At 43.9% G+C, this 12,435-nt stretch carries 14 protein-coding genes and 1 pseudogene; 8 read left to right on the top strand and 7 right to left on the bottom strand.

The window, feature by feature from the left end; translation table 11 throughout:
• Positions 1–86: 86 nt before the first annotated feature.
• The 3 genes and pseudogenes from F6Q11_RS02465 to F6Q11_RS02455 form a co-directional block, all read right to left on the bottom strand.
• A pseudogene (locus tag F6Q11_RS02465) lies at positions 87–1,223 on the bottom strand (cation:proton antiporter).
• A 124-nt stretch (positions 1,224–1,347) separates the two neighbouring features.
• A complete protein-coding gene (locus F6Q11_RS02460) occupies positions 1,348–1,872 on the bottom strand; it encodes a hypothetical protein (RefSeq protein WP_297026128.1) in 525 nt (174 codons plus the stop codon).
• Entirely contained in the window at positions 1,869–2,162 is a 294-nt protein-coding gene (locus tag F6Q11_RS02455; RefSeq protein WP_367119321.1) for a DUF211 domain-containing protein, read from the bottom strand. The genes F6Q11_RS02460 and F6Q11_RS02455 overlap by 4 nt, the downstream gene beginning before the upstream one ends.
• A gap of 267 nt (positions 2,163–2,429) precedes the next feature.
• On the opposite strand from F6Q11_RS02455, the gene F6Q11_RS02450 reads away from it, so the two are divergent.
• Together F6Q11_RS02450 and F6Q11_RS02445 are read left to right on the top strand one after the other, a co-directional pair.
• Positions 2,430–3,395, top strand: coding sequence for a Gfo/Idh/MocA family protein (locus F6Q11_RS02450; protein WP_297026126.1), 966 nt, complete (start codon positions 2,430–2,432; stop codon positions 3,393–3,395).
• Between the two features lie 147 nt (positions 3,396–3,542).
• Positions 3,543–4,184, top strand: coding sequence for a Snf7 family protein (locus tag F6Q11_RS02445; protein ID WP_297026125.1), 642 nt, complete (start codon positions 3,543–3,545; stop codon positions 4,182–4,184).
• A gap of 121 nt (positions 4,185–4,305) precedes the next feature.
• On the opposite strand, the gene F6Q11_RS02440 is transcribed toward F6Q11_RS02445, so the two are convergent.
• The gene (locus F6Q11_RS02440) at positions 4,306–4,614 is read right to left on the bottom strand and encodes a hypothetical protein (RefSeq protein ID WP_297026124.1); all 309 of its coding nucleotides are present in this window, start codon (positions 4,612–4,614) and stop codon (positions 4,306–4,308) included.
• A 174-nt stretch (positions 4,615–4,788) separates the two neighbouring features.
• Here F6Q11_RS02440 and F6Q11_RS02435 point away from each other — a divergent pair, with 174 nt between their 5' ends.
• The 4 genes from F6Q11_RS02435 (at position 4,789) to F6Q11_RS02420 (ending at position 8,883) form a co-directional block, all read left to right on the top strand.
• On the top strand, positions 4,789–5,763 hold the full coding sequence (locus F6Q11_RS02435) for a homoserine dehydrogenase (protein ID WP_297026123.1): 975 nt from the start codon (positions 4,789–4,791) through the stop codon (positions 5,761–5,763).
• A 144-nt stretch (positions 5,764–5,907) separates the two neighbouring features.
• A complete protein-coding gene (locus F6Q11_RS02430; protein ID WP_297026122.1) occupies positions 5,908–6,720 on the top strand; it encodes an ABC transporter ATP-binding protein in 813 nt (270 codons plus the stop codon).
• Positions 6,717–8,342, top strand: a complete 1,626-nt coding sequence (locus F6Q11_RS02425; protein ID WP_297026121.1) for an ABC transporter permease subunit — start codon at positions 6,717–6,719, stop codon at positions 8,340–8,342. The genes F6Q11_RS02430 and F6Q11_RS02425 overlap by 4 nt, the downstream gene beginning before the upstream one ends.
• Before the next feature lie 73 nt (positions 8,343–8,415).
• Complete coding sequence (locus F6Q11_RS02420; RefSeq protein WP_297026120.1) at positions 8,416–8,883, top strand: AAA-associated domain-containing protein; 468 nt, start codon at positions 8,416–8,418, stop codon at positions 8,881–8,883.
• Positions 8,884–8,952: 69 nt separating this feature from the next.
• Here the strand turns inward: F6Q11_RS02420 and F6Q11_RS02415 are convergent, their stop codons facing one another.
• Together F6Q11_RS02415 and F6Q11_RS02410 are read right to left on the bottom strand one after the other, a co-directional pair.
• Positions 8,953–10,074 carry a 26S protease regulatory subunit gene (locus tag F6Q11_RS02415; protein ID WP_297026119.1) on the bottom strand — a complete coding sequence of 374 codons (1,122 nt, stop codon included), beginning with the start codon at positions 10,072–10,074 and terminating at the stop codon, positions 8,953–8,955.
• Complete coding sequence (locus F6Q11_RS02410; RefSeq protein ID WP_297026118.1) at positions 10,064–10,513, bottom strand: hypothetical protein; 450 nt, start codon at positions 10,511–10,513, stop codon at positions 10,064–10,066. The genes F6Q11_RS02415 and F6Q11_RS02410 overlap by 11 nt, the downstream gene beginning before the upstream one ends.
• A 569-nt stretch (positions 10,514–11,082) precedes the next feature.
• On the opposite strand from F6Q11_RS02410, the gene F6Q11_RS02405 reads away from it, so the two are divergent.
• Entirely contained in the window at positions 11,083–11,388 is a 306-nt protein-coding gene (locus tag F6Q11_RS02405; protein ID WP_297026117.1) for a winged helix-turn-helix domain-containing protein, read from the top strand.
• A 3-nt stretch (positions 11,389–11,391) separates the two neighbouring features.
• Here F6Q11_RS02405 and F6Q11_RS02400 read toward each other — a convergent pair whose 3' ends face one another.
• Positions 11,392–11,976: a DUF981 family protein gene (locus F6Q11_RS02400; RefSeq protein ID WP_297026116.1), complete on the bottom strand. Its 585-nt coding sequence runs from the start codon at positions 11,974–11,976 to the stop codon at positions 11,392–11,394.
• Positions 11,977–12,212: 236 nt separating this feature from the next.
• Here F6Q11_RS02400 and F6Q11_RS02395 point away from each other — a divergent pair.
• Positions 12,213–12,435, top strand: a 223-nt coding sequence (locus F6Q11_RS02395) for a DsrE/DsrF/DrsH-like family protein (RefSeq protein ID WP_297026115.1), incomplete at its 3' end; no start/stop codon positions are given.

Raw genomic sequence — 12,435 nt, 5'->3', positions numbered from 1 at the left:
ATAAAATATTTCTAGATTTAATTTTTTATTTCATAATCTTATGAAGTGCCGACATTCTGCTGATCCAACAGGTATCATAACGTATTTCACGTATTTACCGGACTATTCATGTCCTTCTTTCCAGCCCCAGCGAGCGATATAAGTGGCGTTATTATCAGTGAGATCAGTACAGTTCCGAGTATTGCAAGGGAATACTCTGTTGCTGTTATTATGTTGGTGTCATATGCTATCGCAGCTATTATTACGCCAACAGCTCCCCTTCCACCCAGGACGGACATGGTTGTCAGTGGTGTTATGCTCCTTATGAATTTCTTTGATAATATATAATTTAGGAGTGTACCGGATGCTATGATAACGATAAGTGCCGGCAGAAATATCAAAAATATCCCGGCTTTTGGGAATACGACGCTGGCCCCGGATATGGAAAAGAAGAGAGGTATGAAGAAGGAGTCATTTATTCTCTTGAGTGTGTTCAGAAGCATCCGGTGATATTTTTCACCTACCGAAGCCTCATGAATTAATATCCCTGCAAAGAAGGATCAAAGGACGTAGGTTATGCCTATTGCTTCAAATATTATAGATACCAGCAGGCCTGCTATTATGACGATTGAGAATAGGAGATACGCAATATTTGCGCTTTCTTCCCGCTTCTCTATCCAGGCCATTATTCCCAATGTCCTGCGCCTGATCAGAACGTCGAATACCGCTATCAAGATGAAGAAAAGTATCACAAATCCCAGCGATTCGAGGACCCTGTAGATATTCTCGGTGGTGGCGGAGAGCATGATGAAGGCAACTATGTCCGTAAGAACGACCGAGGAGAGAATGAGGCGGCCTCCATTGACCTTCAGCAGATCATATTTCATGAGGAGAACTGCTATTATGGAAATGGAAGGTACGCTCACAGATAAAGAAACAAAGAAGGATGCGATGAAACCGAACGGACTGATTAAATTCAGTATGGCAAGGCCAAGAACCATTGGAAGAACAAAACCAGATATGGTGAAGAGTATCGATCTCCTGAGGTTACCGTAGATGTATTCAGTGTTTGCCTCCACTCCTATTGATAGTATTATGAAGAACAGGGATATGCTCTCTATGTCTGAAATGGGCTGTGATGGTAATATTATCCTGAGTACTCCCACGCCAACGATGATTCCGGAGACGATGTAGGCAACCACCCCTGGTATCCTGAATCTGTCAAGCAGAACACCAAGAAGCATCGATACGGATAACAGTACGAGTATCTGCGTCAGGATGTCCGTGATCACTCACACATATAGCCCAATTATAAATGAACTTTCCATCTAGGCAGATGAATTTGATCCTTACTTAAAACTCGAGAAATCATGAAACTATGTGGAGGAATACCCCCACATATGACATTATAACACCAACCGCAGACATACCAACAGCCCATACAGCATAGTGGCCGGATATTGATCTGGCAAGACCCACGCCGAGAAAGGCCAGTGCGATTACCGCAGCTGCAAATGGAAGAATATGATAATTTGGCAACAACGCATCGGTCGCAAGTGGTATCATGGAACCAAGGAATCCTGACGCTCCAGCTATTGCAGTGCCTTCCAGGGCCTCCTCCGTGATCTCTATGCCAATTCTGCTTCTCATGAGCTTTCGAGGGGAATCCATTGCAAGCTGTCTGGACATCCTGAATACCTCTCCGCGCAACCTAGCATATTCTGCGATGAAGAAGCTGAAACCACCAACTATAGCCGATCCTGCTCCTATCCTCAGTGCTTCGGTCACTCCAAGCGAGGCAGACGACGAAAGCGCTGCCGCAGCTATCATTAGCGAGGTTATTATTCCATCGGAAAGCCCAAGAGTAACCGAGAAGAGTATACGGCCCCTCAATTCTGGTTTCTCCTCACGTTCTCGATGAGTCTCTTTCCTACGGCTATTTCATCAACAGAATGGATCGCAGACCCAGTATTTTCAATTGTCTCTATAAGTTCATCATAATTTATGTTTGTACCCTCCACTGTGATGTTCGTGCCCATGGTCTCCATATCCATCTCTGTGACTATGATGTTCACGGCCTCTACCCCCTGGACCCTCTCTATTGCAGCAGCAAGTTCAACCAGTGTCGGCCTGTTGAGGCCCTTGTCCACATCAAGCACCACTCGTCTTATATTCAAATCCATCATCACTCCTGTATTCTATATTTATTTAAACATCTAAATATAAGATATGATGGAGTCATTACTTTATGCATCATCTCTTATGTTATGCATTATGGGAAAACAATTAAAAAATATTTCTAAATCCGAATATGAAAATCGCATATGCGATGACAGATGAGAAATGGCAAAATATCTAAACTATATGGTGAGAACACTGCATCCTCTGATGTTCTCCTGTTTGCATGCCAAATTTAATTATTGATGAACTCTTTATTGATATGATAAGTCATGAAGGTCAATATAATAGGTCTCAATGGGTTCGGAAAACGTCATATTGAGGCATGGTCAAAGCTTGACGTAGATATCGAGATAACCGAGAGAAAAGCCGATGTTGTAAGCGATCTCAGAGCGAAATATGACATAGTGAAGGTGAACGGAAGCCTTGAGGAAGCGTTCAGATCCGATGCGGAAATATTCGATCTGGTATTGCCTCACAACATGCACAGGGATGTGACCGTGAAGTCACTTTCGCTCGGTAAACACGTTCTGGTTGAGAAACCAATAGCAACTGAGATCGCAGATGCCAGGGAGATGATAAGATCAGCCACTGAGCATGGGCGTAAGTTCATGGTAGCCGATCAGTATTATTTTGATCCCAGTGTATGGAAGGCAAAGGACATAATCGAATCTGGGAAAATAGGGACCATGCATACAGTCATTATCAGAGATCAGAGGAAATACAACTGGCACGGCTGGAGATCCCAGGCATCTGTTATGGGCGGTGGTCCCCTAATAGATGGTGGCATACACTTCATAGATACTCTGTTGAACCTCGGTGGGGCCTATAGCTCAGTGAGGTCAAACTTCTACAGGTCCGTTGCATCCATCGAGGAGCCTGATACGGTCGAGGCGATCTTCAAGTTCAGTAACGGATCAAACGGCCTTTTCTTCTACTCATGGGGATACCCAAATCCTCCAGACCTTCCCTCGTTCGAGATAGTGGGAACCGACGGTAGCATCATAGAGGATCTCAGAAGCAAGCCAAAGAATTTTGAGGCCCCAAAGGGAAAACGAGCCTACGGTGATCCTATTTTGAATGGAGACCCCATGGATCTTGGTTACCACGATATATTCCTGGATGAGGTATCCGGTTTCCTGAGGAGCATCGTTGATAACACACCGGTACCATTCGATCCTGAACGGGCTCTCAGGGATCTTGTCGCTGTAAAGGATATCTACGCAAACAGCATATAGTTCAGAGAAAATGAGAGACTGGTGCATCCAAGGTCATCTGTCCGCATTATTCGAACAACTTGAGGTGGTTACGTATAAAAGTTTATATCTCACATTAAATTAATATTTTAACAGGGAAGAAAAACAGAGGGATTGAAGGAGATAATTATGGTGTTATTCAAATTTGGAAAAAGCGAAGAAGAGAAGATGCTTGAAAGGCGTTCCAGGATAAGCAAGTGGAAATCCGATATAGACAGGGCAATCAGGCAATACGAGAAAAACAGAGAGATGAACATCCAGAACGCGAAGATATCATTGAAGGACGGCAATATAGAGAAGGCCAGGGTCTTTGCATCGAACATAGTATCCCTTGACAGTGCCATAAGGGGCCTCAAGGATTATAAGCTATTCCTTGAGAACATAGATCTCAATCTTCAGTTTGCGGACACCACCAAGAAGGTATGGGCCTCCCTAAAGGAAGGATCTGAGGATCTGCTTAAGAGCCAGCTCACAGAGAAACAGGTGATACAGATGCAGCAGAATGTGGAGAAAATAATCTCAGCTTCGGATCAGATACAGGAGAGGCTGAGCAGTCAGCTGGATCAGATAACAACTGCAGTGAACCAGAGGGGCGAATACAATCCGGAAAGTGTGGAAAAGATACTTACCTCGCTCTCGGGTGAGGGCCAGAGATCTCAAGAGAAGCCGACAGTGCAGGAAGCGGCAGAGTCTTCAACAACGGATAAAGATCTTGAAAACCTGCTAAAATCTCTTGGCGGCGTTAAAAATGACGATGATCATACAAAATAAATCATTTTATCCATCAAAACCTATTTCTGGATCACATCCATATGAGATATATAATAACTTTTAAAAATATAAACTATGGATGAAGAATCCAGTCATCGAACACATCTTTTTTGTGAGGCATTCATCCCTTCCAGAGCCCTACGGCCAGCCCTATCAGGAAAAGGATCACCGTGAGCGACAGAGATCCACCGAAGCCTATTGAGATATCGTTGGTTATCTGAGCTGCATAACTCTTGACGTATGGCAGGAGCCTTGCAGTCATGTTCGTTATTGACACGTGCGGAGCGAACGAAAAGCCAACGTACGTAGACAGGATCAGTGCGATCACTATTAGTATGAAAGATGTCACGCCTTTCTTGATCGCAAGCCCGAACAGCAGGCCATCTATCAGGGCAACAATCAAAAGGATGTAGCCCGTTAATTCAACCATTGGATGATTAACATAAAGCACGTATTTAAATTTGTTGCATATGTGACCGACCGGTGAGCCTTTTTCCATGGTTTTTCTTTAAATTTCAAATACATAAAAAACCACCCAGTAGGCTTAATCTCATTTTCTGGCTCATGTTGAAGCTTTTATAGATCCACGCCATTTATCAACAGAATGAAGGAGACACGAATAATACTCATTGGTACTGGAAATGTCGGTCTGAACGTTCTCAAGATCATACAGATCAATAATCATCGGAGTTCAAATGGTGGGATAAGAGTTGTAGGCGTATCCGATTCAAGGAGCTACGTAGCCGGTCAGGATCTGGATATCCTGCATATCATAGAATCAAAAGAGAAGGCCGGAAGGCTGTCCAATAAAGATTTTTCAGGTCCGGAAGATCTCCTCGGAGAGCATGCGGATGTGCTTGTGGACTGCACACCCGCTTCAAGAGACGGTATAAGAGAATCGGATCTCTATCGTATGGCGTTCGAAAGCGGAATGAATGTCGTCACGGCAAACAAATCAGGGTTGGCCAACAGATGGCATGATATAATGGAATCTGCAAGATCAAATTCAAAGGCCATAAGGTATGAAGCCACGGTGGCCGGCGGCGTTCCTCTGTTCAGTGTCCTTGACTATTCCGTGTTGCCCTCAAAGATCAGCCGTTTCAGGGGAATCGTGAGCTCCACTATCAACTACGTCATAAGAAATATGGCCGCTGGAAGGACTCTCAGGGATGTCGTTGAAGAGGCCATCAATAAGGGAATAGCGGAGAGAAATCCACAGGACGACCTAATGGGCCTGGATGCCGCAAGGAAGAGCGTCATACTTGTAAATCATATATTCGGCACGGAATACATGCTCAGAGACATTAAATATACTGGTGTTGAAGAAAAGGCTTATGGCATAAATGATCGCCTTATAACCGAGGTTTACTCTGATGACGGAAGACCCGTAGCAGTATCCAGAATTGTCTCTCTACCAGAAAACGATTTCCTGAAAGGAATAGGCATGGATGGACTTGGCTATCAGATAACTACGGATAACAATGGCACTGTTAATGTAGGTGATGTATATGATGGTCCATATGAAACTGCAGGTGCCGTTGTCAACGATATCATGCTTTTATCGAAGTTCTTAAAATAAAGATAATAACGTGTAAAACAGTGTTTATATATGTTCTAGGAATCGGGCTTTACGGTGATTGCCCCGTGAGAAGAAACTGAGATCTCTGCACTGGAAATCTGGGCTCATGATCGGGGAGATTCACTGTCCCATCAGGTGATATCCATGGACGAGGATCTCATTAAAGATAACGCAATGCAACGAGCCAGAGCTGCCCAGTATGTTCTCAGTGCCGTAGGTATTGATTTTTCCTATGAAAATGGGTACAAGGTATTTGAAAATATCAACATCGATGTCGGTCAAAACGAGTTTGTTGCCATAGTCGGCCCATCCGGCATAGGCAAATCAACTCTCCTGAGGATCCTCGGAGGTTTTCTGAAACCTGACCGCGGATCTGTATATCTGTTCGGAAAGCCAATAATAAGGCCGACGCCAGATATAATACTGATACATCAGTCCATAGTGACGTTTCCGTGGTTGACCGCCCTGGAGAATGTTATGCTTTCGCTCAAGGTCAGAAACGTTTCGGATGAAGAGGCTGAGAAGGCTGCCAGAAATGCACTTGAGATGGTCGGGTTGCAGGGTTTCGAAGATCTGTATCCAAAGGAGATGAGCGGCGGCATGAGGCAGAGAGTTGCAATAGCACGTGCACTTGCCGCAAGCCCACTTGTGTTTCTGATGGATGAGCCATTTGCGCATCTCGATGAATTGACAGCTGAAGGCCTCAGGCAGGATATTTACAATATACTGTTCAGTCCGGACACTCCTCTGAAGGGCGTGGTTCTGGTATCTCATAACCTGACCGAGGTGGTGGAACTTGCCGATGAGATATACGTGCTTAACAATGTTCCTGCTACCGTTGTGGGGAAGGTTCATGTGGATCTGCCAAGGCCAAGGAATCCGAGGAGCGAGGAATTCAACCAGATACTCGATGCCCTATACAACTATCTCACACCACCGAAGGTGAAGAAGCTATGAATGAGATCCTCCTCATCACCCTTGCAACACTTGCCACTGCAGGTCGCGTGCTTGGTCTCATACTCATTTCAATATTCACCGGTTGGTTCCTGGCATATGCTGCTATAAAGGGGAAAATTTTCGAGAATATTTACATATCTCTTATAGAGGTTTTCGAGTCGGTTCCAGTTATATCATTTTTTCCAATAGTTCTCATAATATTCGTCACAAGGATCGGTGGTCCACTTGGAGTCGAGATGGCAGCGGATTTCCTTGTCTTTACCGCTGTTGTCTGGAACATATGGATAGGAGAATATCAGGCATTCAAGACTGTACCGCGTGAGATGCTGGAGGTCGCGGAGAATTATCAGATGTCGTTCCTGACAAAGATGAGACGAATTTTCATACCGTTTTCCTATCCGAGGATAGCAGCAAACCTATTCCCGAGTGTATCTGACGGCTTTTTCTACATCACGGTGAGCGAGGTCTTCAGCGTGGGAATACACACGTACCAGACATTCGGCATAGGCACTGTTCTGGACTCCCTGGTGGCCAGCGGCCAGACACGGCTAATATACATTGATCTTGCGATACTCGCCGTGGTTATTATACTTATAATAATTGGGCTTAGGGAATTCAGCAGGTATGCGGTGTCGAAGTATACCGTCGATACAGATGCTCCGATCATAAGAAGGGGGCGTCTTAACGTCAAGCAGACAACAAGGCTATTATCCGTCGTGGCCAGAAATCCACTTTCAAGGCTAGCAGGATATTACAGATCCAGGGCCATTTCAAGGCCACCAGAGGTATTCGAGAAGCACGAGATCCGCAAGGAAAAGATCAGCAGGTATACCAGCATAGCCATAGGCGTGATCATCCTGGGCTTAATACTGTATTCCAGCGTGGATCTGATCATCTCGGTGCCACATTCGGAATGGGGAAGGCTTTTCAGTATTACGCCAAGGATTGTCCTTTATCTGCTCTATGACTATCTTAGGGTCGGAGTAATACTGGCGATATCCTTCGTGATAGCCATATTCCTTGGATATTATCTGGCGATGCATTCGCGCGCCGAGGGAATTGGCGTTCCGATAATACAGGCGCTCAGTGCCTATCCGCCACCCATATACTTACCGTTCATATTTGCGGCCAGTTTCACAGCCATACATTCAGTACTGGGTGCATTCACAGATGAGTTTTATGTTCTTTCTCTGGGATTTGTCAGCACATTCTACTACATATTCTATTCATTCTGGATGGGCGTTAAGGCCCTTCCGGCCGAGTATTTTGAGGTAATGAAGAACTTGAATATGGGTTATTTCAGCAGGATGCGCAGTATAATACTGCCAGGAACATTTCCATACCTGATCTCCGGCATATCGTCCACGATAAACAGCGCGTGGGGTGGCCTGATGATAGGGGAATACTGGCCAGACATAGTTGCCGGAAGAAGTCTCGAGGTACATTTTGGTCTCATGAAATTCATAGATGTTCAGACAAATACAGGGAATATAGCACTGGCTGGATGGGGATCATTCATCTTCGGTATAGTTGTTGCCATATATTCCATACTCTTCACAAGGAGGATGATGGATCTTGCCAGGAAAAGGTATGTGGCGGAGGAGGGAGTATTTGCAGCTTGATAATGCGAGTTCTCCTTCCCGGATAAATCCTCAGATAGAACACTTTTAATATTATGCATTGCATTAACTGACGATGACCGAAGTCGTTGATCCCAACGCAAGGATAGCCGATCTCGTTGGATTATTGTATGTTATGAATAATATATTTGAAGGTAAGACCGATCTTTACAGGCTTGAAAAGGAGATGGAGGTGGATATAGACGACCTTATGCCCATAGTGTACACCGCATCAAATCTCGGGTTCGTTTCTGCAGAATCTGGGGACATAATAATAACGGATAAGGGGAGAGAATACGTCCGATCGGGCATAAGGAGGCGGAAAGAGATAATAAGGGAATCCTTGAAGAATATCGAACCGTTCAAAACAGCACTGAGGCTCCGTCGCTTCGATCTGGATCAGCTCATGCAATCTCTGAATGAGGAAGGTGTGCAGACCTTCAATTCACCATCCGGTACACATGATCTTGAGGTCATACTGATAGAGTGGGGAGTTTATTCAGGTCTCTTGAAAAAGGATGATGAAGGTTTTTCTGTGGCGTAAGCGGAATAACGACCTGCAGCTATTGATAATTTAATTTTTTGAACAGCGAACGCATCTCAATCCCCGTCGTCAAATACCTGCAAACTCCCTGTATTTTGAGAGCAGATCGGCATCAATTGATGGTCTTATGCTCCCTATGACATCCAGAAGGTCCTTCGTCTCGACCTGTCTCTGTTTTCCAGATTTCACTGCCTCCATGAAGACATTCTGACTTGCCTTCTTACATATGAACTCAATATCCGCACCACTGTAGCCTTCTGTTTGTTGGGCGAGCAGGTCATAATCAATACTGCCGGCCTGTTTCACCTTGGCCATGTTGAGCTGAAATATCTTCTTTCTCGCTACGATGTCCGGTGGGGGAACGTATACCTTTATATCGAATCTTCCGGGCCGAAGCATTGCCTCGTCTATCTCCCATGGATTGTTTGTGGCGGCTATTATGAAGAGGTTCTTGTTCTTCTGAGAATTTATACCTCCAACCTCGTTGAGCAACTGCGCAACACCCCGTTTTGCGGCGTCCGAATTTGAAGTATCTCTTTTGGGCACAAGTGCGTCAATCTCGTCAAAGAAGATTATGGCTGGGGATAGAAGCGCTGCAGCCCTGAACAGCTTCGATATGTTTTTTTCGAACATTCCGAACCACTGGCTGTAGAGGCTAGCTGGATTCACATTTATGAATCTCGCTCTGACCTCATTCGCTATGGCTTTGACTATGAATGTTTTTCCGGTTCCAGGTGGCCCATAGAGGAGCATTCCACCACCGAACTGAATGTTGTATTCCTGGGAAAGCTCCTTGAATTTCATGGGATATACGATCTTGCCCAGGATCTCATTCTTTACTTCATCCAGTCCTGCAACATCCTCAAACGTAACCCTGGGTATTTCTGGTTTTTCGAGGCCGATCTCCTCCAGTAGGGCTTCACCTTCTGATATACTATCGTTTTCTCTTGATTCCGGGTTGGCCTGAACGTTATCGTTGACCCTTTGGTAGGCGCTGAGAATTATATTGCACTGATCAAGTCTCTTCTTCTTAAGATCTGGAGGTGATGCGTTGGCAGCCTCAAGCATGAGCCTGTAAGCCGCAAAATAATATTCCTTTGCCTTGTCCCTGTGGCCCAGAGATTCCTCCTTCATGCCTCCCTGGAGCAATTTCGTGGCCTTGTCTATCTTCTCGCTTGCCTCATCCAACACTCTCACTCTCCTGTGATCTGTAACTGTCCATGACTGTACCTTTCGTGTACAGTTTTATCTTTCCTATCTTTTTCTGCACATAGATGAACTCAACCTTGACTTCATATTCCTCAGCAAATATGGCATATTCTGTCAGGATATGACTGAACTTCGAGGAGAAGAAGAGATAATCCCTATCGCTTCCATTTGCAGTGAAAAAATAGGCCTCCAGCTTTGTTCCGATCAGTCTGTCTCTACCTGGAACTGCAGTTTCTGTTATCTTCTCTTTGTCAGGAACTATTGCAACATCCAGGAGTTTTCCAACGACCATCATCTTGTTCTGGAGACTGTAGGCCTGCCCCAGAACTTTCCTGGATGTGGTTATATAGAGCTTTGAGATGCGATCATCATTTATTTCGGGTTCGTAATATTTCAATATGTCTGTTACAATTAGAGACATAATTACTATCTTTCATGGAATTGTGTCTTATTAAGCTTAGTGCTTTTATCGTCATCGTTTCTACATTAGCCGTTGATCTTTCCGATCAGGAAACATTATTAAGAATATACGGCGTTCGGATCTATGACCCATTTATAGCAAAGAGTAAATTGCACAGGGGAATATGTAGATCTTAGATATATCCCAAATTTTCAGTCCTAAGGATTTCGATCAAAGCAATTTCTCGCATCGGTTTCACAAAAATAGGTGTTTACAAAAAGATGAGCAAATAATCTTCGACTTTCAGAAAGGATATGAATTGCGCTGGAAGAGTAAACCTTCGAAACGATATTGATAGGACCGTGGCAAGGCCTGTGGATATGCCTTTTTCTTGAAAGGCATGCAGGATGCTAACGCTGAATAACCATCCCATGTCTGATTTGAAATGGTCCTGCAAAACGATCCCAGGCGATGAGGAGTGGGTGGAAAAAAAGCAAATGTGGAGGTTAAGATGCTTTAGCACGAGGAGCACATCATTTGAGCGATGGCTCATAATATTTCATATTTATATACATTTATCTTATCTGTAAATGTTGGCTTCAGATTCCGAATATTACGATGAATACAGGCGTCTCATCTGGTGGCTGTTTTTTGGAACCAGAGGAGGTTCTATGCGATTACGCATAGTGGAACATATCAAAGAAAAGCCATCAAATCTGAACCAAATAAGCGTTTCTCTGGGTATAAATTACAGGACGTCGGAGCATCATATTCGCATATTGGAAGATAACGGAGTACTGATATCAAAAGGTGACAGATACGGGAAGATATATTATATAAATCCAAACTTCATAGATAAATTGGAAATAATAAATAAATTCAAAGAGAAAAAATGATCTTTATGGGAAATATTTTATGAAGTCTAGCAGGTGGCCATATATGGCGGTGTATCCGATAAACAGCGCTATGATCGTACCTATTATGAGTATAACCGCCTCGACCATGTAGGCTAGCTTGCCCTTCTTAGGATCTATGAACATTATCGGTGAGATCAGAGCACCTATTCCATCCACTATATATAATCCCATTGCAGCTAGGAGGTTGTCGCCTGATTCCAGATGGTAGTTCACTATGCCAACCGCCTCTATGAGAACGTATATGCCTAGGAAGAACAGCAGAATAGATACGGAGGAGAGATCGTAGTGTTTGTAATAAGCGAATGCTGACATGATCAGAATCAGGCCCGTCACTAGCAATGGATCGCCGAAGAGCATGTTGTAACTCGACGGCAGTGGCCAGGTGAAAGACATTATGAAACCACTGAGGAAATCAAAGACCCCGATACCAATCGCCGGCATAAGTATGCCCTGAATTCTCTTCTCATTTCCAAGAGCTGAGAAGAGAAAGTACATTGCACCAATGGCCGTAGACATTCCCAACGCAAGCAGCATTACAGCCAATGAATCTATGAATTCTGCACTCATATTATCACCAAATCCCTATTCTAAATGCGTATATAAGTTTATTTATATGTGCATTATTTGACCATTATCGGTATATTGCTTATGGAATCAGTTAATATAAATTAAAAAGATGCATAATTATTACTATTGATTATTACATAATAATTTATAATCATCTGTAATTCATTATTATATTACTGATATTGGAAATAATCTGCTATAAACATAAGTTTTATTTACGAAATAACAATATCGATATGATACTTATGTCAAAGACCATGTCGATTGTTCTGGCCTCTGGAACAATAGATAAGATAGCCGCAGCGGGTGTAATAACATCCGGTGCTGTCGCTAACGGGATCGACGTCAACATCTTCGTAACATTCTGGGCGCTCATGAAGTTCAGGAAGCATGACGATACTGTGAACAAGCTCAGCTACGATGGATCTGAAATAAGCAGCATCGTACTGAAGAGGATGT

It is taken from the genome of Thermoplasma sp. (genome assembly GCF_008709555.1).
Taxonomy (GTDB): Archaea; Thermoplasmatota; Thermoplasmata; order Thermoplasmatales; family Thermoplasmataceae; genus Thermoplasma.
This window is presented reverse-complemented; position numbering and strand designations above follow the sequence as displayed.

What these genes read in the sequence shown, in the direction of transcription:
- F6Q11_RS02455 (WP_367119321.1), bottom strand. Translation starts at nt 2,162, where the DNA reads ATGGATTTGAATATAAGACGAGTGGTGCTTGATGTGGACAAGGGCCTC.
- F6Q11_RS02450 (WP_297026126.1), top strand. Translation starts at nt 2,430, where the DNA reads ATGAAGGTCAATATAATAGGTCTCAATGGGTTCGGAAAACGTCATATT.
- F6Q11_RS02445 (WP_297026125.1), top strand. Translation starts at nt 3,543, where the DNA reads ATGGTGTTATTCAAATTTGGAAAAAGCGAAGAAGAGAAGATGCTTGAA.
- F6Q11_RS02440 (WP_297026124.1), bottom strand. Translation starts at nt 4,614, where the DNA reads ATGGTTGAATTAACGGGCTACATCCTTTTGATTGTTGCCCTGATAGAT.
- F6Q11_RS02435 (WP_297026123.1), top strand. Translation starts at nt 4,789, where the DNA reads ATGAAGGAGACACGAATAATACTCATTGGTACTGGAAATGTCGGTCTG.
- F6Q11_RS02430 (WP_297026122.1), top strand. Translation starts at nt 5,908, where the DNA reads ATGGACGAGGATCTCATTAAAGATAACGCAATGCAACGAGCCAGAGCT.
- F6Q11_RS02425 (WP_297026121.1), top strand. Translation starts at nt 6,717, where the DNA reads ATGAATGAGATCCTCCTCATCACCCTTGCAACACTTGCCACTGCAGGT.
- F6Q11_RS02420 (WP_297026120.1), top strand. Translation starts at nt 8,416, where the DNA reads ATGACCGAAGTCGTTGATCCCAACGCAAGGATAGCCGATCTCGTTGGA.
- F6Q11_RS02410 (WP_297026118.1), bottom strand. Translation starts at nt 10,513, where the DNA reads ATGTCTCTAATTGTAACAGACATATTGAAATATTACGAACCCGAAATA.
- F6Q11_RS02405 (WP_297026117.1), top strand. Translation starts at nt 11,083, where the DNA reads ATGTTGGCTTCAGATTCCGAATATTACGATGAATACAGGCGTCTCATC.
- F6Q11_RS02400 (WP_297026116.1), bottom strand. Translation starts at nt 11,976, where the DNA reads ATGAGTGCAGAATTCATAGATTCATTGGCTGTAATGCTGCTTGCGTTG.